Genomic DNA, 21,254 nt, shown 5'->3' on the forward strand with positions numbered 1-21,254 from the left:
GGTGCGGCTCTACTTCTGCCAGTTCGCGAACAGCTCGCGGGCGTACTCGAGGTCCTCGACGGTGTCGATCTCGGTCCACGCGTCGACGGGCACCTCGTGGGCGTAGAACGTATGCTCGTCGCCCATCAGCTCGGCGAAGATGTCCTCGTAGTACGAGTTGGCCTTCTCGTTGGCGCTCATCCCATCGAGGCGATCCAAGAGCGGCCCGAAGAAGTCCGCGCCGATCGTCTGGACCCCGAGCGACTCACCGGCGCTCTTGGCCGGGTCGAGGCGTTTGCTCAACCCGACGACCGGGCGTTCGCCCACGGGAGCGTCGCCGTCGGCCAGCGCGATCTTCATCTCTTCGTCGCCCATCTTCTCGGGCGAAATCATCGCGAGCACGTTGTCGTGTGGGTGGGCGAGGAGATCGCCCAGCCAGCCCGACTTTTTGACCAGGATATCACCGTCGCACAGGATGAACGGATGGCCCTGCAGCGCCGGCATCGCCAGTCGCAGCGACTCGGCGTTGTTGGTCTCGGCGTAATGCGGGTTGTGACGGATGGTGATGTCGGGAATGCCCGAGTAGCCGGCCACGCAGGCACGAATCTTCGGCTCGAGATAGCCGGTGGCGAGCACGGCGTGCTCGATGCCGTGGCTGTGGAGCTGGCGAAGCAGCCGGATGAGCAGCGGCACGTCGCCGACCTCCAGCAGGCATTTGGGTAGCTCGTCGGTCAACGGTCGCAGGCGCGAGCCGACGCCGGCCACGAGCAAGATAGCGTGTTGGATTTCGTTGGGTTGGGTCATCAGAGACTCGCCTCGAGAGTGGTGAAAGGCGCGCGGTGTTTTACGCGCCTTTCATAGCACACGCGCGGCGAAGATGGCAGACGATCATTGATTCAAGTGCTCATCGATGGCCTGCAGCACGCTCTGGCGGCTCATATGCTTCTTCTCGAAGTCACGCAGCTCTTCGAGTTGGGTCTTCGACATGTTGTCGAGTTGCTCGATGAGTTCACCGGCTTTGAGTTCGTGGTAGTCGTCGGGCACGTGTGTGTTCTTCTTGGCGTCGATGACCTTGATGATCGTGGCGCGGTTTTTGTGGTCGCGCTCGTGGGCCTCGACGATCTCGAGGTCGTGGCCCGACAGCCCTTGGACCTTCGAGGCCGCCTCTTGGACCGACAGCTTGTCGTAGTTGTCGATGGGCAACTCTTCGGTCCTCTCACCGATCTCCTCGGTCACGTCGGCCATACTCTTGTAGTCGCGCACCGGGAGCGTTTCGAGCTTGTCTATAACCTCCGACGGCGCCCCCTCGTCGTGGGCGTGCTCGATGAGATCTTTGGGCTTGGTCGGAAAGTCGATCCCCCCGAGGTGCTTCGTCACGTTGGCGATGGCGCCGCCGCCAGGCGTGCCCATGCGCTCCTCTCCCTCACCGCGTGGCGTGCCCCCTTCGAGGTATTTCTCGAGCTCCTCCTTGGAGATGTCGTTGTTAGTGTCGATGACCTTCTTTTGCTTGTCACTGCTCGTAGGCCACCCGTTGGGCAGCATGACCTCGTGGTACGACCCGTCGCGCTCCAAGAACAGGTGGGGTATATCCTTGAACTTCGGGTCTTGCTCGAAGTCGAGCAGCAGGAACTTGCCCTCACCCACGGTATGGTCCTTCTGGTGCTCCTCGTCTGTATCGACCAAAATCTCGCCGGCTTGTCCCTCGACCCACGCGGCCCACTTCTTCCCGTCGAGCACGAGGATACGGTTGTGGTTGGTGGTCTCGAACAATTCGTAGGTGCCTTCTTCGCGGTGTTTGATGGGCATGGTGTCCTCCGTGGCCAAGTCTCTGGACACCAAAGATAAACGGAGGTCGCGTCGTACCAAGTTGGGCGGGGTGGGGAGCGTCAGTCGGGGCCGGCCAACCTCCGCTCAGTGACAGCGGCGTTGTTGGAACACGTCTTTAGAGAAATCCGGCTCCCGTACCCGCCACGGGTCGATCTTTCAGAAAATACGCAACGATTTTCGATTTTTGCCGAAAACCGTAATGAGGGGTGGCGGTATCGTGCGCACGAATCTCTCCTTCAAATGGGCGGGTGGGTCGAAGTTGGTCTTGGCTCGCCAGCTGGTGGCTGAGCCGGTCGGGCTCGGAAGGTTCTGTTCGACAACTCACTCCCGTCGCCGAAGGCGGTTGATTCGTGCATCTTCGGTGCCGTCTTTCCTCGACGATGCTCCGCATCGCCTGCGTCAGACGGCATCCGAATCTGCACCGAATCCCCTCGCCTCGGCTCGGTCCGGAGTTGTCGAACAAAACCTGGGCTGCGGCGGAACGGTTTCCCGATCCGCAAAACAGAGCTTTCGTAGCGAGCGTATCTTCGATGGGATGTTCGATGAGTAAGTCCATCTTCGACGCGCTCGGCGGAGGCCGAGCCGGCAGTTTCGTCCTTGTGGCGAAACGGTCGGATTTGCCCGGTGCGGGTTTGTTGATGCGCCGAAGTTCGGTCGTGGCGTGAAGATGGGCCTGTGCCAAGTGGAGTGCCGCAGCGGCGTCGATGTAGCTAGTAAGTTGTGGCGTCGGGGTGGGCATGTGCCTGGCGCATGACCTATCCGAGGTGGCTTGAAAACGGGGCGGGCTTTGCCCGTTGACCTGTGGACATTACAAGAAAATCCGCGACGCCCATGCCGGCGAATTTCGCCGGTAGACACACCGGTATGCCGTCGTGGAGGCGCTGTGCGCCGGTGTCGAGTCATGGGGCTCGAGCCGTGGTTTTTGAGGGAGGATGGCCGCCTGGCTTTTTAGCTGCACAGGCTGATTCACCGGCGGGGTGAACCCGCCGGGGTCTTGGGGCTCGTCTGGGCGCCTCGGTTAGCTGCACAGGCTGATTCACCGGCGGGGTGAACCCGCCGGGGTCTTGGGGGCCGAGTCAATGGGCGGATAAACCCTGAGGCACTGTGTGGCGACTGCGAGCACTCCCTCGCGTGACAGATCAGAACCGAACCCCGGTACCAACTGATAAGGCGAGCAGACTCGTTTGGAGACGCAGAGGTGTATCACCATCCGCGGTCGATGCAATTTCCCATCCGTACCAGTTACTGAGTTCGATGTAGAACCTGAGGAAACGGCTAGGCTGCACGGCGACGCCCATATTAAAACCGCCGAACAAGGTGGTGTGGAAGCTATCAACGTCAGGGGCGAGCACGACGTCGCTTCGAGCAGTCCGCTGGTCCACAGGGACGCTCAAGGCTAGGAGTGGGCCGACAAACCCGTGAATGCCCTCGTCTTTGCCGATGTGTCCCAGTAGGCCGAGGTCGGCCGTCACGTAAGTGAGGTCGTTTCTGCTGTAGTGACCGCCGCCGATGCCTCCCACCAACGCGGCCGAGGTGTCGTCGTCGACCTCTAAGTCGTATCGCAACAGAACACGCGCAGAATTGCGGCCAGCACTCACTTCCTGCGCCTCCACACCGAAATCGCGACCGGTCATTGCGTCTATGCCGATGCGGAGTGTGTCTGTTGCTTGGTAGCTCGCTGTTCCCTCCACAAGTCCGGTGCCCCCCTCGACAAGGCCGCCGACACCACTCGCAGTTGCTGCGAGTTCGATGTCTCCCTGTTTGGCGGGTAGCGCCAGCCCGGATAGGTTCGCTGTGGGTGGTGGAGAGGTCGTTGCGCAGGACGCTAGCAGTGTAGCACAGCTCAGTAGTAGGGCGTTCGACAACCCACCGGCGGAATGAACTGTTGAAACTCGTCTCATCTGGCCCCCCGTGCGTGGAGTTCGACGTGTCGTTGGGAGTCTTACCTTACAGGCTCTTCAAATACATCACCAGGTCGTCGATCTCCGCCTCGCTCAGGTGGCTGGTCTTCCCGTGCACCCCCCCCGCGCTGCGGGTCGTCACGACGTTGCGAAGCGTGGCGGCCGAGCCGTCATGCAGGTAGGGGGCGGAGTTCCAGATACCGTGCAGCGTGGGCGTGTCGATGCCTGTAAGCTCGCCGCCAAGTCGGTTTCCCGATGCGTCGGTCAGTGTGCCGACGTCGTGTAGCTTCGGCGAGCCCTCGGAGAGCCACGCGCTGTCGGTCAGGCGAGGGCCGCTGTGGCAGTCGGTGCAGCCGGTTTCGGCCGACTCGAAGATCGTTTTGCCGCGCGCGGCGCTGTCGGTGAGGGAGCCGTCGGGGGTGCGGTAAGGGCTTCGTGGGTAGCTGGAGAGCGACGAGACGTAGGCGGCCAAGGCGTCGAGGTCGTCGCTGAGGCCGGCTTTGGGGTCGCCCAGAGGCTCGGCGGTGCTGCCCGAGGTCCAGTCGGCCTCGTCGAGCAGTCCCAGGCCGCCGAAGTGCAGGCGGATGTCGTTTTCGAAGTCGTGGACCTCGTCGAAGTTGCCCGACCAGTGCATCGGGCCGTGGGCGGCGCCCTCGCGACCCAGAAGCGAGATCGTGTTGCGGATGCCCTCGCCGCGGTCGGTGAAGTCCCAGGTGCGCCGGTCGGCTTCGCCGTCGAGGTGGCAGTGGGCGCAGGCGATGTAGCTGTCCTTGGCGAGCCGGGGGTCGAAGGCGTCGTTGAAGAGCTGCTTGCCGCGAAGGACCTCGTCGGAGAGCGGCTCCGAACTCGGGATCTGCAGGCGCGCGTGCGGCTCGGCGAGGCTGTCGAAGGCGTCGGTTTTGTAGACGACGACTTCGCGCGACATGTAGGCGTCGACGAAGAGGTATTGGCCGTCGGGCGACAGCGCCAGGCCCTGCGGGGCGAAGCCGACGTCGAAGATGGCGCCGGCGTCGATCTCTTCGAGCATGTCGTAGCGCTCGATGGTGCGGCTTCCTCGCATGGCGACGTACAGGTAGTCGCCGCGGGGGCTGAACACCGCCGCCGAGGCCAGGCCGCGGTCGTCGAAGAGCTTTCTGCGCTCGCGGGCCTCATCGCCGGTCTCGAGGTCGACGAATGAGACGACCGCGCGCACCATCGACTGGTGGTCGAGGGGCTCGTCGTTCAGGTATTCGCCCTGGGCGATATTGGCCTGTAGGGAGGGGAGGGCGGCGAAGTCGCCGGTGGGCGACACGGCGATGGGGTCGAGGTAGCTCGGCACGCCGCCGGTTTCGGTGTCCGAGGCGAGCTGGTCGTCGAATTCGAGCCACCAGCCGGTCGTCTCGCCCGAATCGAGGTCATAGATCGCCACTCTGCCCCAATCGTCGGACGATCTCCAGCGGGTCACGCCCAGGCGCTTGCCGGGGAGCACGGCGATGCCGCGAGCGTCCTCGATGACGTGAATGCGCTCCTCGACGACGGGGACGCCCGAGTCGAGCGAGATGCGCGCGACGCCGCCGGTGCCCTGCAGCGTGACGTACAACTCGCCATCGTAGGCCACCGCGCCGAAGGGTCGGTCGCCCCAGTCGAGGCTCAGAGTCGTCGCTTCGCCGTCGAGGGTGTAGATGCCGACCTTGTCGACCGCCGGGCAGGTCGCGACGAGGCGCTCACCAAGCTGGGCGACCGTTCGCGGCTCGTCGCAGGTGGCGATGCGCTCGACCAACTCGAACTCGCCCGCGTCGGACCAGCCGTACACGGCGAGCTCGTCGCTGTCGGGGCTTACGATGGCCAGACGATTGTCGGGGAGTGTGATGATGGAGCTGCTCGCCTGCGGCGAAAATGTCGGTTGCTCGGTCACCGAGATGACCACACCGTCGCTGCGGCTTCGTCCGTAGGCGTCGTAGACGGTGAGCACGGCGCGGTAGCGGCCAGGCTCGTCGAAGCTGATCTCGGCGGTGGGCGTTTCACGTGGATCGTCCCAGCCGGTGCCGTCGCCGAAGTGCCACTGGTAGCTCACCGCGCCGGTCGACGCCGAGCCGTCGAGGGTGACCGACTCGCCGACGAGCGCGTAGCGCGACGCGCCGGCGTTAGCCTCGAGCGGGGCGCTGGAATCAGTGTCAGACTCGGTGTCCGACACGGTATCAGACACCGTGTCGGCCGCGTCTGCGCCGGCGTCGGGCACAAGGTCGGCGTCCGCGCCGCCGTTGCTGTCGTCGCAGGCGCCGAGACAAGTGCACAGGAGTCCGACGAGCAAGATCGTGACTGGGCGAGAATGTCTCAAGGCGCGTCCACCGTCGAAAAGGTCATCTCGAAGGGCTCTTCGATGGCGTTGCCGTTGTAATCGGTGATGCCACCGGCGGGGACCTCGAGCGTGTAGGTCTTGCCGGGCTCCAGGCCGTCTTCCGGCCAGAAGTTGACGATATTCTCCTGGACCGAAAGATACCCGTCGACGCGGGTTTCGGCCGGGTCGGTGCCCGTCTCGTAGACACGCACCGAGCCCGCCCAGGCGCTCTTGACCGCGATCATCTCGTTGAACGTGAGCCCGATGCGCGAGGTGAGCGGCAGATTCTGGGCGCCGTCTTCGGGCCAATTCCAGGTCACCGTGGGCGCGCCGGTGTCGGGCTCTTTGAGGTAGGGGGCGACCGCGCTGGCCTCGCCGTCGGTGGCGTCGTCGTCGCAACTGAGCACGATCGTGTTGCCGATGGGCGTAGCCGTATCGAGGTCGCCGTCGAGGTCGAGCTTGGCGACCTGCTCGATGTTGGCCAGGTCGCTGATGTCGTAGACCCCGGCAAAGCGCGACTCGCCGACGATTGCGTGGTTGTCTTTGACGAAGACGTAGCCGCCGTTGCCGTCGCTCAGGTACGAGCCGGCCAGGGTCGGGTTTTGCGGGTCGTGGATATCGTAGACGAGCAGTCCGCCGCCGCCTTCTTTGCGGGCGTAGTAGATGTAGCCGTTGGTCGTGTTCGAGAAGTAGGCCTCGCGCGGCTCTCCCTCGGGGTCTTTGACCTGGAAGTCGCCGCCGGGGATGGGCTGCGGGTTGGCCGGGTCGCTCACGTCGAGCAGGAGGCTTCGGGTCCCCTCGGAGGTGGTGACCACGAGCAGGTTACCGATGACCTGGATCTGGCCGAGTTGGACGACGGGCTCGGGCACGTAATGGCCCACCTGCACGGGATTGAGCGGGTCGCTGGCGTCGATGATGTAGATGCCGCTGAGCGAGCCGGCCGCGTAGACGTAGGGCCCTTGCCAGAAGACGCTGAAGACGATGCGCTTGTAGGCGTCGGGGTAGCGAAACCCCTCGACTTCGAAGCGCGAGACGACCTCGGGTTGGGTCGGGTCGCTCACGTCCCAGAACTCCATGCCCCCTTTGTAGGGCGTGCGCGATTGGTTGACGACTGCCCAGCGCCCGCCGATGGACGAGAACCCGATGGAGTGCGTCTCGCGCATCTCCTCGGAGAGGCCCTCGCCGACCTTCTGCGGGTTGCACGGGTCGCTCACGTCGAAAAAGCTCAGTCCCCCGCCGCCGATGATCCCGCCTGCTTCGTGCGCCCAGGGCATCACCAGGTAGCCGTCGTACATCACCACCAGGTTGTGGTGGTTGCGGTCGTTTTCCCCGCCGTCCAAAAAGGCGCAGTTTTGGTAGAGCTGGTCGTCGGTGAAGGTGACCGCGGGGCCGCCGGGGCCGTGGTTAGCGGGCCAGGCACCCGGATCGGGGTAGGGGCGAGGGCCGTCGGGCTCGGTGTCTTGCTGGGTGTCGGAGCTGGTATCGGAGGCCGTGTCGGTGCCGGTGTCATCGCTCAGAGCCGCATCAGCGGGCGAGGAGGGGCTGTCGTCACAGGCGCTCAGCAGCGGAAAAGCGAGGCTGGCACAGACGAGACTGGCGAAGGCGGTTTTGCGGAAGGCCACGGGGCACCTCGAGGCGGCAGTTGTGTGCTTGCCGCAACAAGATGCCAGCCGAGGCCTCTCGATTCAACATGCGCCGTGGGTTCAGTCCTCGTCGGCGTCTTCGTAGACGTCGTCGATATTGTCTTCGTAGCGCTCGTAGATCACGCGACGCTTGAGCTTGAGCGTGGGAGTGAGCACTCCGTTTTCGGGGGTCCACTCGTCGTCGACGATGATCACTTTGCGAGGCCTTTCGTAGTTCTTGAAGTCTGCCGACTGCTCTTCGATCTCGGACTCGATGAGCTCGCGCACCTCCGGGCGTTGGGTCAGGTTGTCAGTGGGCACGCCGTTCTTCTCGGCCCAATGCTGGAGCGCCTCTTTGTCGACATTGACGATGGCGACGTTGAACGGGTGGTTGTGCCCCTCGAGCATGACCTGGTCGACGTGCGGGGCGAGCTTGAGCTTTTCTTCGAGGGGGCCGGGGCTGACGTATTTGCCGTTGGAGAGTTTGAACTCCTCTTTGGCGCGCCCCTCGATCCACAGAAAGCCATCTTCGTCGATGCAGCCCAAGTCGCCGGTGTGGAACCAGCCGTCCTCGTCGATCACCTCGGCGGTCTTGTCGGGCTTTTTGTAGTAGCCCTTCATGATGTTGGGCCCGCGCACGCAGACCTCGCCGAACTCCGATTCGTGCTCCTTGTGCTTCTCGATTTTGACCTCGACGCCAGTCACCGGCTTGCCGACGCTGCCGATCTTGTGCTGGCCCGGGGCGTTGACCGATACAATCGGCGAGGTTTCCGTGAGGCCGTAGCCTTCCATCACCGAGATGTGCATGTTGTCGATGAAGTAGGCGATCTCGGGGCTGAGCTTGGCGCCGCCGCTGACGGCGTACTTGAGCCGGCCGCCGAAGCGCTGGCGCACCTTCTGGAAGACGAGCTTGTCGTAGAATTTGTCGAGCAGCTTGGTGGTCGTGTGCGCCTGGCCCTCCTGCTGTTGTTGGTTGCGCAGCCGATCGGAGTTTTGCAGCGCCTTCTCGAACAGCGTCTTCTTGAGGCCGCCTTCCTCCTCGAGCTTTGTTTGGATGCCGTTGTAGATGCGGTTGAAGATACGCGGCACGCTGAACAAGAGGGTGGGGCGAATCTCCTGGAGGTTCTCGGTGATCGTCGAGATGCTCTCGACCAGCCCCATCGACGCGCCGGTGGCGAACATGCCGTGCAGCTCGGCGGTCTGCCCGAAAGAGTGCGCCCAGGGCAGAAACGACAGGCTGATATCGTCGGGGGCGATGATATTGAAGCTGTGGATGGCCTCGACGTTCGAGGCGATGTTGTGGTGGCTGAGCAGCACTCCCTTGGGGTCGCCGGTGGTCCCCGAGGTGTAGATCAGCCCGCAGATATCGTCGCCGTCGGGCTCGACGGCCTCGACGTTGGGCTCGGAGCCTTCGAGCAGGGCGTCGAAGCTGTCTTCGCGCGGGCCGTCGAAGTGGACGATATGATCGAGCGAGATGTCGCCGGCCTCGCACATTTCGGCGAGGGTTTGACGGATGTCGGCGTTGGCGACAAACGCGATTTTGGCGTCGCTGTCGTTGATGATATACGCCCATTCCTTCTCGGCCTGGGCTTCGTACATCGGACACCAACGCGCGCCCAGGGTGTAGGTGGCGTAGGCGCCGATGGCCCACTCCGGGCGGTTGTTGCTGATGATGGCGACGGTATCGCCATGCTCGACGCCCATGGACGCCAGGGCCGCGCGGCAGCGCTCGACGCGCTCGCCGAAGTCGGCGTAGGACATCCACTGGTACTGGCCGTCTCGTTTGACGCCGAACAGTTTTTGCTCGGCAAAATGGTCGATGCTGTGGTGATAGATCTCGACGAGGTTGCGGTACTCGAGATCCGTAAGCGATTCGTAGGTGGTGTAGTCGAGCGCCACGGTCGCCTCCCGGCTGTGGAGAGTTGTTGGCGGCCAAGCCACCTCGAAATGTGGTCGCGGCCAACGCAAAAGCAATGTCGCGGGGGGTTGCGATGCGCCCACACCGGTGGTTGAATAGGTCCACTGTCCCAAGCGTCGAACCGGCGTCGACCTCGTGTTGACTCCCCATAGACCGAGTTAAGTTTCACAGCGTATTTCTTATAGCCTCCCACTTGGAGCGGCGAAGATGAACTTTGTAGATACACGCAGTTCTGGCAGTACCCAACGCGCGCTGGTGGCGCTGTTGACGACTTTCGTGCTCGCTGCGGCGGGTCTGGGCGCCAGCGGATGCGCCACGGGCACCGGCGGCGAAGTGACCGACGCGGCGGCCGACGTGCTGTTGCCTCCGCGCGAGGAGGAGCGACTGGGTCGCCAACTCCAAAGGCAAGTGCTCGAGGAGATGACCGTTCTCGAGAACGAGAGCGTCCAGCAGTATGTGGATCAATTGGGCGCCAAGGTGGTGCGCGCGGCCGGCGGCAAGCCCAAAGGCATCGACTACTCGTTTACCGTACTCAAAGACGACCAGGTCAACGCCTTTGCGATGCCCGGCGGAGACATTTACGTCTACACCGGGTTGATGAAGGCCGCCAAAAGCGAGGCGGAGTTGATGAGCGTGCTCGCCCACGAGGTCGCCCACGTCACCGAGCGTCATATCGCCGAGCAACTCGTCGCCCAGTATGGTCTGCAAGCGCTCGCCGGCGCCGCGTTGGGCAACAACCCGGGGGTGGTCTCCCAGATCTTGGCCAGTGTGGCCGGCCAAGGCTATTTGCTCAAGTTCAGCCGCTCGGCCGAATCGCAGGCCGACCGCACCGGGCTTCGCTACCTGGTGCGCGCCGGGTACGACCCGGCGGCCTTCGTCGACTTTTTCCAGACGATGGAGCAGCAGGGAGGCGCGCGGCCGCCCGAGTTCTTGTCGAGCCACCCCTCTCCGAAAAATCGAATCAGTCAACTGCGCCAACTCATCGCGCGCATCGATAATCCGCCCACCGAGATGGGCCGAGAGCGCTACCAGCAGATGCTGCAGACCTTGAACGGCCAGCCGGCGCGTACCGGCAGCGGCTCGACTGACGACACCCGGCGTCGGCGCAGCACCACCGACGACGACAGCGCGTCGGAGACCGACGACACCACCCAAGACACCAATACCGACACGCAGAGGCGCAGGCGTCGGCGCTAACTGGTTGAAAGGACACCGGAATTGACCCGTTTAGGCGCGCGGCTATCTTGTCCTCGCAGGCTCCTTCAGCCGTGGAGGACGAGATATGACCGTATCGCCAGACAGACATCCTGAAGAGAAGTACTCGAATGTCACCGAAGGGGATGTCGCACAGCGCCCTGAAGAAGAGAGTAGCCAGTCGACCGCTTTGAAGATTCTCTTGGTGGTCGCGCTCATTGCCGTGGGCGTCTTAGGCATATATGTCGCCGTGGTGCTCTTTTCAGCGGCGCTCCAAGGACCCTTCGAGGGACCGGCGCCGGAGGTCGAGCAGCGACAGCAGACTCCGGCCGAGGAGGCCAACCAGCCTCTCGAAGAGACGATCCCGGTCGACTAGGCGGACGTCTCGTCTCGGGTGCGCAAACACACAAAACCCGGCGGCTCCGCAGATGGAGCCGCCGGGTTTCTTTTTTGCTTGTTTGCGGGCCTCTCGCCTCTCAGATGTCGACATCGCCCAGCGCTTTGACCGCGCCGGTGTCGAGCAGCACTTTGGCCAACTCAGGGCAGCCCTGCTGGCTGGCTTCGACCATCTTCTCGAGTGTAGGGATGTCTTTGAACGGGGTGGGCTCGTCGGGCAGCAAGAGTTGCTGGCAGACCTGCCGGCGCGCGCCGGGCTCGCGCATAAAGTCGATGGTGGCCTCGTAGGCCTCGCGCTCGGCGTCGGCGAGTTGCTCGTCGTCGGCGCCCAAGATCGCTTCGGTAAATTGTTGCTGGGTGGTGCAGCGCATCACGTCTTCGACGACCTCGATGCACTGGGCCATGATGGGGCCGGTCTCCTTGGCCAACTCGCTGCCTTCGGCGCCGGCGCGCATCGTCTCGTCGGGGCGGGTGGCCTGCTCTTCGGGCGGCTCGCCCTCGACGGCCTTGGGCGTGGCGCCCGGAGTTTGTTCGGACTGGGAGCCGGCGCGAGGATGCTCGTCACAGGCGCCCTGAGGACACCCGGCGATGAGCGGGAACGATGCGACTGCCAACAACATAAACCACGGTCGGACGTTCATCCTCGGCCTCCCTGGCCGGTTTCCCGGGCCAATATTCGATTCATGACTCCGGTTTGAAGGTCGCCACGTGGCGTGCACCGTCAACGCGGTCCGTCGACGAGTCGGGCAGGCTGCAGACAGGCTATTGTGGCTCGTCGAGCAGTTCGCGCACCGTGCGGGTCAGCCCGTCGGGAGTGAACGGCTTGCGCAGCACGCGGGTGTGCGGCGAGTCGGCCTCGGGGCCTCGATATCCGGCCAAGAAGAGAATTTTGATGTCCGGTTGCCCGTCGCGAAGCTGGGCGACGAGTTTTTCGACGGCGGGCCGAGGCTGGCCGGCGTCGATGATCGCCAGGGAGTAGCGAGCGACGGGGTCGAGCTGGATCGATCCCCCGTGCAGCGGCGCTTCGGTGACGCGGTAGCCCTGGGAGGCGAGGATCTGGGCGGCGAGTTCGCGCACGTCGCGGTGGTCGTCGACGAGCAGAATCTGCTCGCTGCCGACCGCCGGGAAGCCGTGCATCGGAGTCTGGCGCATGCTGTCGACGCTGCTGTCGGCGGTCGGGAAGTACAGCTCGAAGGTGGTGCCGTTGCCGGGCTCGCTCTGCACGGTGATCGCGCCGCCGTACTGGCGCACGATGCTTCGCGCCGTCGCCAGGCCCAGGCCGGTTCCCTCGCCCAGGTCTTTGGTGGTGAAGAACGGCTCGAAGATGCGCTCGGCGACCTCCGGGCTCATGCCGATGCCGTTGTCGGCGACCGTCAATTTGACGTACGGGCCCGAGGAGAGGTGGCGAAGGCTCGGCGGTCGGCTGTTGCCCAGGTAGACGCCAGCGGTGTCAAAGAGCAGCTGGCCGCCGTCGGGCATGGCGTCGCGGGCGTTGACGGTCAAGTTCATCAACACCTGGTCGAGCTGGTTGGGGCTGATGCGGATATTCTGCAGGTCCGGGTCGAGCCGGGCGTCCAGCTCGATGTCTTCACCGATGATGCGCTGGAGCATCGACTCGAAGTCGATCAAGACCTGGTTCAAGTTCACCACCGCCGCGCGAGGTCCGTCATCGCGGCTAAAGGCCAAGAGTTGAGCCACCAGGTCGGTGGCCTGCTTGCTGGCGCGCGCAATCTTCTGGAGGTGCTGGTGGTGGGTCGAAGTCGGGTCGGTGTCGTCGAGCAGCACCCGGCTGTAGCCGGTGATCAAGGTCAGCAGGTTGTTGAAATCATGGGCAATGCCGCTGGCCAACTGGCCCAGCGCCTCCATCTTCTGGGAGTGCTGCAGTTGCTCTTCGAACAGCAGCTTTCGCGGGTCGGCGCTGCGCCACCGCGAGATGTCGCACATGCACATCAACAGGCGCTTTTCGTTGTCCACTTCGGTGGGACGGCACTGGACGAGCACGTCGATCTGTCGTCCGCTGCTCGACTCGAGCTGGAGTTCACACGTCTGCATTGTCGATTCGCGTCGGGCGCGAGCCAACAAAAGTTCGACGGTGTCTTGGCAATCATCGGGAGCGAGTTGGTCGAGCGAGAGGCCGCGCACGTCTCGAGGGTCGCGCTCTAGAAACTCGGCGGCGCGCTGGTTGGCGTCGATGATGCGCCCGTCGAGGGCGACGAGCAGGAGCGCCGCCGGGAAGTGCTCTTCGACAAGATCTGCGACCGAAGTCGAAGTCTCATCGCCGGCTTGAAACGCACTCTTGATCATCCCTTGAACCCTCTGCAGTAGGTCGACGTGCAGCGAACTGCGCATAGCCTCTACAAGCACCGAGGCACACCATAGCACGGAGCGACGCGTAAAGGCAGCTTGCTACAAAGGCAGTGTCCCCCTAACTACGGGATGTACTACTGCAGAGCAAACGCCCGCAGGCGTTCACTTCTTGTCACATCCCCTGAGCTTTTGTAGCTAACGAGTAACAAAATAAGGGAAGCTTACGGCGCGTGTCCAGCCTAAATTTGTTCCTATGTCACCCTCCTTGCTTTTAGGCGAGGCTATGTTTGCCTTTAAGCGAGGGGATGTTGCGCTTAGGTTCGGCACGAAATTCGATCGCTGTAGCTTCGAACAAAGGGATTTGCTGTATGGACCAACATGCCGACCAACCCGGGCCACCGTCGCCTCCCGAAGGTGATTTTGCGCCTGCACCGCCGGCCCAGGTCGACCGGCTCGAGCTGGTTTCTCCGTCCTTGTGGACCCGGGGGATGACAACCGCGGCCGTGATGCTGGTGGTCGCAGGGCTTTGGTTCAGCGACTTCATCTTGGCGGTCTTCCAGGCCCAACAGGTCTCCTGGCAAATCTGGGCGATGGTGTTGGGGCCGCCGTTGGCTTTTGCTGCGTATTTGGGGTGGCGATGGTGGGACAAGCCGGCCGAGTCACGCGCGATTGTCTTCGAGGACGAGCGTGTGCTGCTGCCGGTCTCGTCGAACTCCAAGCGCACCGTCGAACTCGCCTACGGGGACGTCAAAGGTGTGTTGGCGATGACGCGCGGGCGAAGCGAGTCCGTGCTCGTCGACACCGGCAGCAAGACGCTCGGTTATGCCGACGGTGAGTTCGAGCGCCCCGACGGGACGATGCTGCTGCGCCAAGAGCTCTTCCGACGCATCCACCAACTCCCCAACGCCAGCGAGGTCCTCGCCGGGATGCGCGAGCGTCAAAAACTGGCGCGCATCGCCACGTCCAAAAAGGCGACGGTGACCAAGGCGCTTTTGGGTATCTTGGCCGTCTATTTCGGTGTCGAACTGTGGATGGGCGTCTCCGAGGATCCATTCGGGCTCATCGAACTTGGGGCCAACGCGCCTGCGCTCATCGATCAGGGGCAATATTTCCGGCTGATCTCGGCTAATTTCCTGCACCAAGGCTGGATGCACATCATCTTGAACGGCATCGCGCTGCTCTTTTTGGGCACCGCCGTCGAGAAGTTGGTGGGCTCGTGGCGCATGCTACTCATCTATCTGTTGGGCGCCCTGGGCGGCTCACTGGGCTCGTACTTGGCCGGCCCCGGCATGGTGTCGGTGGGCTCGTCGACCGCGATCTTCGGGTTGTTCGGCGCCTTCCTCGCCCTGCATGTGCGCTACTGGAAGTCGCTTCCTCCGCCGTTTCGTCAATCGGTGGCGTGGTGGGTGGTCATCATCGGGATCAACGCCGGTCTTCCGGTCGTCGTGCCGATCATCGATTATGCTGCCCACGGCGCGGGCTTTGTCGTCGGCGGAGTGGCGGCGTGGCTGCTCGTCTTGCCGATGAAAGATCTCAAGCCCGACCACCGTCCGTCGATGATCACGCGGGGCATTACCGTGCTGATGAGCGCGGTGTTCGTCGCCGGCCTCGTCCAGGCCGCTGTCTACGCGTTCGAGACACATCCGCAAGACGAGGCGCAGGTCTTTGGAAGCATGCTCGACGAGGCTCTCGAGAGCGAGTCGGCTCCCGAACAGGTCAACTTCATCGCTTGGTCCACCGCGATCGATCCGGACGCGAGCCGCGAGCAACTCGAAGAGGCGCGTCGCGCGGTCGAGAAGGTGGTCGACGAGCAGGACGACCGCCTCGAGATTCGCGATACACTCGCTACGCTCAATTACCGCTTGGCACGCAAGTTGTCTGGAGATAGACGCCTCGAGCTCATCGACGAGGCTATCGACATCGAAAGGGCCGTGTTCCGAGAGGCGACGCCGACTTCGGGGCTCATGGGCGACGGCAAGGTCACCTTTGCCAGCCAACTCGCCCGATTCTTGAGCTACCGCCGCGAGATTGCCGGGCCGATCATCGAAGACAATGTGTTCGCCGAGCCGCCCACACTACGCTTCGACCCGTCTGACGACGGTTCGATGGTGATTCGTGCGCCGGGAGGCGCTGCGTCCACGTCCGTGGCCATCTACGCGTCGGCGCGTGTCGAAGGGAAGGTTCGCGGGCTGGTCTTGACCTGTCTCGAGGCGGGCAAAGAGGAGGCGACGATCGACAACCACGATGCGCTAGCCAAGTGGCCGAATAACCTTCGGCTGGTCACCGGGCTCGTCGAGCCGGTCGACACGTGTGACACCGAGCTGCAGTTCTGGCCGATGTCGCCCGAGATCCAGAAGCTGCCGTGAGCCCGTTCAGTTGGGCTTGCCCCGAAGCTCGCGGGCGAGCCGGGTGAGCACGCCCTGCATCGCGTCGGTGATGTGGCGGTAGTGCTCCTCGACGTTGTAAGCGTCGTCGACGCTGCCGTCGAGGCAGACCGGCTCGAGCACTTGGATGCGAATATCCGACGGCAGCGGCACATGGATCGAGGCGGGGCCGAGCACGAGCCCGAACGGCGCGCCCAGCGCGATCGGAAAGACCTTGATCCGAAAGAGCTTGTCGAGCTTGAGCTTATGGGCGATCTGGTCGCCGCGAGTGATCACAAACCAGCCGTCGTGCGCTCCGGCGGAGACCACCGGCACGATGGGCACGTTGGCGCGCAGCGCGATTTTGATGAACCCGTTTCGCCCGCCGAAGTCGATCTTGTCGCGCTCCGAGCTCGGCCGGTGGGTCTCCCAGTCGCCGCCGGGATAGACGAGGACCTTCCTGCCTGCGCAGAGCGCGTCGATGGCGTGCTCGCGCGAGGCGGGCTGGGCGCCGGCACTTTCCAGAAATTGCTTCACCCCAGGCACCCGGAACAGCGCGTCGTGGGCCAGCGGCACGGGCACGTCCTGGAAGTTGGTGTGCTCGGCGAAATGGCGCAAAAAGATGAACATATCCGGCGCCATCACCCCGCCGTTGTGGTTGCCCACGAGCAACGCGGGCCCGTCGGGGATGCGGTCGAGGCCGTCGACCTGCGGGTGGAAGTAGCGCTCCAGATGCTTGATGATTGGCGTCACGCGCCGGTACAGCTTGCGATTTTTTCGTAGCGTCTCAGACACGGGCTTTCCTGGGGCGGAATCTCTTTGCACTGCGCTCAAAATGGCAATACGGTGACGTCTATGCGCCATCGCTGACAACTTGCGCACTGTGAAGTGTTGGATCAAAGGTCCAGTGGATTGAATCAACTGTAACGAAAGAGGAATGCAGATGACATCGCTGAAAGTATGGAAAGGGCTATTCGTCGTCGCTGCTATCGCTGCTCTGGCGGCGTGTGGAGACGACGACGGCGAGGGAAACGGCACGCAGAATAACGGCGAGCCGCAGGGCGCCACGGCGACCTTCGAGACCTACAACGTCGGACTCGCCCGCGGCTTCGTGCCGCAGGCCGAGGCGCGCGTGCAACCGGTGGCCGACGCGATCGCGCAGTCGCCGGCGGACGTGATGTGCCTGCAGGAGGTCTGGTTGTTCCAGGACGAGCAGGGCGAGTGGTCGACCGGCCAGATCGACGCGCTGACAAGTGGGGCGTCGGAGAGTTTCCCGTACAACTACTTCGAGGTTACCGAGCTCGGCGAGAGCGTCAGTTGCAGCCAGGAGGAGGCCGACCCGCTCGAGACGTGCGTGCGCGCCAACTGTGACGGCGTCTCCAACGACGAGCTGAGCACCTGCGCGCTGAACAACTGCGGTGAGGAGCTCAACGGCCTGTCGAGCCCGTGCCAAGAGTGCGTCTTCGGCCAAATTGGCGGCTCGATCGACGATATCCTCAACGCGTGCACCGGCGACGGCGCCAGCGAGTTCTCGTATAACGGCCACAATGGCTTGTTGTTGCTGAGCCGCCACGAGCTGCGTGACACCGAGATCACGAGCTTCGAGAGCACCATCGTCCAGCGAAGCGCGCTGCACGCGGTGATGACGGTGCCCGAGTTCGGCGACGTCGACGTCTACTGCACCCACCTGGCTGCGAACCTGAGCGACGTGCCTTACCCGGGCGACGCCTTCTCGGGCTACGAGGAGGAGCAGGCCGCCCAGATCGACGCGCTGCTGGCCTGGATCGACGAGACTTCGACCACCGGCAACGTCGTGTTGATGGGCGACATGAACAACGGTCCGGCCAAAGGCGAGCTCGACGCCGAGTTTGCTGCGAACTATCAGAAATTCGTCGACGCCGAGTACGCCTCGCCGTACATCGCGCAGGACTCGCCGGAGTGCACCTTCTGCGGGACAAACACGCTGGTGGGCGGCGACTCGAACAAGGCCATCGACCACGTCTTCTTGGACTTCACCATGCCGTACGGTCTGCTCGACGTGGCGCGTGTTTACGACGAGACGGTCGACGTGGGCGGCGAGCAGCTGCACCTGTCCGACCACTACGGGGTGCGCGTGACGGTCGAGAGCCAAGAGTAAGCAATATCGGAGCGAGGGCATCTCGCCCTCGCACCGAGTTATTCGGGCACGATTCGCAGAATCTTGTCTCCGTCGGGCGGGCAACTCCCCCGCCCGTCACAATTGCTGGTGGTCACGTACAGATGGCCGTCGGGTCCCATGATGACCTCGCGAAGCCGCCCGTATCCTTCGGGTGGATCGCCCACAAAATAGGTCTCGTGACGTTCGACCCGGCGGCTGTCGCCGTCGAAGGCGACTCGGTGCAGGTGTCTCGAGCCGAGCGTGCCCACCATCAAGCTTCCCTTCCACTCGCCGATGGCGTCGCCCGTGTAGATGGCCGCGCCTCCCGGCGGCACCGCGGTATCCCACGTCAACGAGGGCGGGCTCATCTTCGGCTCGTCTTGGCATCCGTAGATCGTCGGCCAGCCCAGGTTCTCGCCGGGGACGGCGACGTTGATCTCGTCGTGGCCGGTACGGCCCATCTCGCCCGACGGGCCGTGGTCGCTCACCAACATCGTCGACGTGTCGCGCCAGTCGAATCCCTGCGTGTTGCGCACGCCGATGAGGTAGACGGGGCTGTCGCCATAGGGGTTGTCAGGCGGGATGTCGCCGCCGGGAGTGACGCGCAGCACCTTGCCGGCGAGCACCTCGGGGTCTTGGGCGTAGTCCGGGTTTCGGGCGTCGCCGGTGCCGATATAGAGCATGTCGTCGGGTCCCAGGCGCATGCGTCCCCCGTTGTGGAAGCGCGCGGCGGGGATATCGTCGACGATGACCTTCTTGGGACGAGCACTGAGCGCCTCGCCGTCTTGGCTTAGCTGCCACATCTCGACGCGGTTGACCGTCGCGTCGCCTTTGTCGGCCGTGTAGAAGAGATAAAACCGGTGGTTGGACTCGAAGTCCGGATGGGCTTGAATGCCCAGCAACCCGCCCTCACCGTTGGCCGCGACCTCGACGGTGGCGACGGGAGCGTTGACGAGTCGGCCGTCACGCACCAGTCGTAGCCGGCCGGCCCGTTCGGTCACCAACAAGTCTCCGTCTCCCATAAATAGGATGCCCCATGGGACTTCGAGGCCGTCGACGACCTCCTCGGCGCGCACGGCGACCTCGCCGCGCGGTCCGTAACCCCGCTCGACAAGTCGGCAGTAATCCTGCGATTCCTCCCCTGTTGAACTCGGTTCGTCGCCGGTTCGGGTTGGGCGGTCGGGTGGCGGTCCGCCGCCGGTCGGGTTATCGGTGCTGCTCTGCTCGAAGTTCGATGCATCCTCCCGGGCGGCCTTACGCTCACACCCGCTAAGTATCACAGTCATGGGCAGAGCCAAGACCAAGAGCCAACTCATTGATCGACGCGTCATTCATTCCCCCCAGTCCGTCTGAGAACGCCCGACTACAATGTATTCACGTCTCCTACATTGTCGCTAGTCGTCACTGTTGCCCCGACTTACATGTTTCAAGTAGGGGCGGAGCGCCGGATGGCGGCCGAGGAGTCCGTCGAGCCATTGGCGATCTCGCTCATCAGGCGTCCGTCCCGGCGTGCGCTCGGTCCAGGTGGCGGAATCTTCCGGGTCGTACACGTGCAGGTGTTCGAAGTCTGTGCGCCCGTAGATGATCCGCTCGTTTCCGAATGCCGCAAAGCCGCTGCCTCCTCGTAAATTCCAACGCGCGCTGTTGACGCAAAAGGCGGCGCGATCTGCGTCGACAGGCGTGAGCAGGCTCTCTCCATCGAGCCCATCGAGGCCGGCCTGGGACGTCATGTCCTCGACATCCCACAGGTCGAGCACGGTCGGCACGACGTCGACCGTCGAGACCCACCGGCGCTCGTTGTCTCGTAGGGCTTGTGCGCCCGCTGACGTCGTGGGCGCCCACTTGTCGGGCACATACATAAACATCGGGATGCGGGCGATGGAAGGGTGGCACGAGCTTACGCGCAGCCCGTCTTGCCACACCTTCTGGACCTGCTCGCGATCGTCGGCGTCGACGTCGTAGAAAAATTCGGAGTGGTCGGCTACGAACACGATCACCGTGTCCTCGAGTAGCCCGCGCTCGGAGAGCGTCTGGACCATGCGCCCGAACATCCCATCGGTTAGCGCCACCGAGGCGTCGTAGACGTCGCGAATCGACTCGAGAGGCCAGTCGACATCATCTTTGGGGAGAAACGGAAAATGCGTGGCGTTGGTCTGCACGACGCCCAAGAAGGGGCGCTCGGGGTCGAGCTTGTGGCGAAGCAAGTCGACGAGGGCGTCGGTGGCCAAGCGGTCGTGCACCCCGACGTCGTTGATGATGTCGGCCCCCAGCGTCTCGGCGGTCACCACGTGATCGGGCGGGGCGTCGAGCAACATGAAGTCGTGCAACCCCTGCCAGCTCCACTGCTGCGGGCTGACCAAAAAAGTCTGCGCGCCTGCGGCGCGGGCGTAGTGCCAGACCAACGGGGCGCGGTGCATTGTCTGGCGGTCGCGCGCCATGTAGAGGCCACTCAGGATCATCGGCACCGACAGTTGAGTGTACGCCGAGGCGCTCAGCGCGCGGTCGAATCGATAGATTTCGTCGGGGTGGGCGTCGAAAAAACGCGCCATCTCGGGGGTCGTGGGGCGATCGTGCCCGAAGATCTGCATGCGGTCTCGCCGGAGACTTTCGGCGACAATGATGATGACGTTGGGGCGTGGCGCGTCTCCCTCGGCCTTCGGCAGATCGACGCGGTCGGCCACGCCGAGCGGGCTCGTCGCCTCGCTGGTCATCAGCGCCTTGGCGGCGTGGGCGACGGTGTGGCTGGCGTGAAAATCGGCGGTAAACGGCGACTGGCCCACGGTCATGCCCGCCGGCCAAAAGACCGCCGCGAAGATCCACGGCACCAGCGCCAAAAGGCAGCTTCGCCGAAGCGAGGCGTCGAGCTCGCGTGGTTCGCCGGCGAGCGCGAAGGCCCACAGCCCGGCGAGCGCGCCGACGCCGCCGACGAAGAGCGGCGACAGACGTGTGCCCATCATGCGAAGCGAGGAGGCGGGTTCCTGCCAAAAGTACACGAGCACCGATGGGCTCGGCGCGTGGCCCGCGACGAGGTGGAAGCGCCACACCGATGCACACAAAAGCGCCGCCGGCAGGGCGACCACCGTCGCCCACATCCAGCGGCGCTCGCTCGCGGAGACGAGTCGACTCACCGCCCACCAAAAGAGCCAGGAGAGTCCCGCCGAAGCAAACAGGTTCGACGGGCTCTGGGCGAGGTTGGCGGGCAGGCCCATCTCCCAGCGCACAAAAAAGTCGCCCAGGAGCACGGACAACGGAATGGCGACCCACGCCAGTTGTCGAGCCGACTTCGCCACGGT

General features: G+C 63.9%; 15 protein-coding genes. 4 read left to right on the forward strand and 11 right to left on the reverse strand.

The features are described from left to right. Nucleotides 1–9 precede the first annotated feature (9 nt). The 6 genes from FIV42_RS19100 to FIV42_RS19125 all read right to left on the reverse strand — a co-directional run bounded on the left by FIV42_RS19100 (nt 10) and on the right by FIV42_RS19125 (nt 9,545). Nucleotides 10–783: a phosphocholine cytidylyltransferase family protein gene (locus FIV42_RS19100; protein WP_141199236.1), complete on the reverse strand. Its 774-nt coding sequence runs from the start codon at nt 781–783 to the stop codon at nt 10–12. Nucleotides 784–867: 84 nt separating this feature from the next. Beyond that, entirely contained in the window at nt 868–1,785 is a 918-nt protein-coding gene (locus FIV42_RS19105; RefSeq protein WP_141199237.1) for a DUF2795 domain-containing protein, read from the reverse strand. A gap of 1,160 nt (nt 1,786–2,945) precedes the next feature. Next, nucleotides 2,946–3,440 carry a hypothetical protein gene (locus tag FIV42_RS19110; RefSeq protein ID WP_141199238.1) on the reverse strand — a complete coding sequence of 165 codons (495 nt, stop codon included), beginning with the start codon at nt 3,438–3,440 and terminating at the stop codon, nt 2,946–2,948. A 313-nt stretch (nt 3,441–3,753) separates the two neighbouring features. Continuing rightward, the gene (locus FIV42_RS30595) at nt 3,754–6,024 is read right to left on the reverse strand and encodes a PKD domain-containing protein (RefSeq protein WP_187027608.1); all 2,271 of its coding nucleotides are present in this window, start codon (nt 6,022–6,024) and stop codon (nt 3,754–3,756) included. Continuing rightward, nucleotides 6,021–7,646: an Ig-like domain-containing protein gene (locus tag FIV42_RS30600; RefSeq protein WP_141199240.1), complete on the reverse strand. Its 1,626-nt coding sequence runs from the start codon at nt 7,644–7,646 to the stop codon at nt 6,021–6,023. Before FIV42_RS30600 ends, FIV42_RS30595 begins: the two co-directional genes overlap by 4 nt. 81 nt (nt 7,647–7,727) lie before the next feature. Continuing rightward, nucleotides 7,728–9,545: an AMP-dependent synthetase/ligase gene (locus FIV42_RS19125; RefSeq protein ID WP_141199241.1), complete on the reverse strand. Its 1,818-nt coding sequence runs from the start codon at nt 9,543–9,545 to the stop codon at nt 7,728–7,730. Nucleotides 9,546–9,771: 226 nt separating this feature from the next. On the opposite strand from FIV42_RS19125, the gene FIV42_RS19130 reads away from it, so the two are divergent. Further along, complete coding sequence (locus FIV42_RS19130) at nt 9,772–10,761, forward strand: M48 family metallopeptidase (protein WP_141199242.1); 990 nt, start codon at nt 9,772–9,774, stop codon at nt 10,759–10,761. Nucleotides 10,762–10,846: 85 nt separating this feature from the next. After that, nucleotides 10,847–11,134 (forward strand): hypothetical protein, encoded by a 288-nt coding sequence (locus tag FIV42_RS19135; protein WP_141199243.1) that lies wholly within the window; start codon nt 10,847–10,849, stop codon nt 11,132–11,134. A gap of 100 nt (nt 11,135–11,234) precedes the next feature. On the opposite strand, the gene FIV42_RS19140 is transcribed toward FIV42_RS19135, so the two are convergent. Further along, the gene (locus FIV42_RS19140) at nt 11,235–11,795 is read right to left on the reverse strand and encodes a hypothetical protein (protein WP_141199244.1); all 561 of its coding nucleotides are present in this window, start codon (nt 11,793–11,795) and stop codon (nt 11,235–11,237) included. A gap of 121 nt (nt 11,796–11,916) precedes the next feature. Further along, nucleotides 11,917–13,503, reverse strand: coding sequence for a hybrid sensor histidine kinase/response regulator (locus tag FIV42_RS19145; RefSeq protein ID WP_141199245.1), 1,587 nt, complete (start codon nt 13,501–13,503; stop codon nt 11,917–11,919). A gap of 326 nt (nt 13,504–13,829) precedes the next feature. Between FIV42_RS19145 and FIV42_RS19150 the strand changes: the two genes are divergently transcribed. Next, the gene (locus FIV42_RS19150; RefSeq protein WP_168210767.1) at nt 13,830–15,827 is read left to right on the forward strand and encodes a rhomboid family intramembrane serine protease; all 1,998 of its coding nucleotides are present in this window, start codon (nt 13,830–13,832) and stop codon (nt 15,825–15,827) included. 6 nt (nt 15,828–15,833) lie between these two features. Here FIV42_RS19150 and FIV42_RS19155 read toward each other — a convergent pair whose 3' ends face one another. Continuing rightward, nucleotides 15,834–16,619 (reverse strand): lysophospholipid acyltransferase family protein, encoded by a 786-nt coding sequence (locus FIV42_RS19155; RefSeq protein WP_168210768.1) that lies wholly within the window; start codon nt 16,617–16,619, stop codon nt 15,834–15,836. 148 nt (nt 16,620–16,767) lie between these two features. Here FIV42_RS19155 and FIV42_RS19160 point away from each other — a divergent pair, with 148 nt between their 5' ends. Further along, nucleotides 16,768–17,961, forward strand: coding sequence for an endonuclease/exonuclease/phosphatase family protein (locus FIV42_RS19160; protein ID WP_168210769.1), 1,194 nt, complete (start codon nt 16,768–16,770; stop codon nt 17,959–17,961). Nucleotides 17,962–17,999: 38 nt separating this feature from the next. Here the strand turns inward: FIV42_RS19160 and FIV42_RS19165 are convergent, their stop codons facing one another. Next, entirely contained in the window at nt 18,000–19,247 is a 1,248-nt protein-coding gene (locus FIV42_RS19165; protein WP_141199249.1) for a PQQ-dependent sugar dehydrogenase, read from the reverse strand. Nucleotides 19,248–19,355: 108 nt separating this feature from the next. Next, entirely contained in the window at nt 19,356–21,251 is a 1,896-nt protein-coding gene (locus FIV42_RS19170) for an LTA synthase family protein (protein ID WP_141199250.1), read from the reverse strand. Nucleotides 21,252–21,254: the final 3 nt, after the last annotated feature.

It is taken from the genome of Persicimonas caeni (genome assembly GCF_006517175.1).
Classification (GTDB): Bacteria; Myxococcota_A; Bradymonadia; order Bradymonadales; family Bradymonadaceae; genus Persicimonas; species Persicimonas caeni.

Coding starts and splice junctions, on each gene's coding strand:
- FIV42_RS19100 (WP_141199236.1), bottom strand. CDS start 783: ATGACCCAACCCAACGAAATCCAACACGCTATCTTGCTCGTGGCCGGC.
- FIV42_RS19105 (WP_141199237.1), bottom strand. CDS start 1,785: ATGCCCATCAAACACCGCGAAGAAGGCACCTACGAATTGTTCGAGACC.
- FIV42_RS19110 (WP_141199238.1), bottom strand. CDS start 3,440: ATGACCGGTCGCGATTTCGGTGTGGAGGCGCAGGAAGTGAGTGCTGGC.
- FIV42_RS19130 (WP_141199242.1), top strand. CDS start 9,772: ATGAACTTTGTAGATACACGCAGTTCTGGCAGTACCCAACGCGCGCTG.
- FIV42_RS19135 (WP_141199243.1), top strand. CDS start 10,847: ATGACCGTATCGCCAGACAGACATCCTGAAGAGAAGTACTCGAATGTC.
- FIV42_RS19140 (WP_141199244.1), bottom strand. CDS start 11,795: ATGAACGTCCGACCGTGGTTTATGTTGTTGGCAGTCGCATCGTTCCCG.
- FIV42_RS19145 (WP_141199245.1), bottom strand. CDS start 13,503: ATGCGCAGTTCGCTGCACGTCGACCTACTGCAGAGGGTTCAAGGGATG.
- FIV42_RS19150 (WP_168210767.1), top strand. CDS start 13,830: ATGGACCAACATGCCGACCAACCCGGGCCACCGTCGCCTCCCGAAGGT.
- FIV42_RS19160 (WP_168210769.1), top strand. CDS start 16,768: ATGACATCGCTGAAAGTATGGAAAGGGCTATTCGTCGTCGCTGCTATC.
- FIV42_RS19165 (WP_141199249.1), bottom strand. CDS start 19,247: ATGACTGTGATACTTAGCGGGTGTGAGCGTAAGGCCGCCCGGGAGGAT.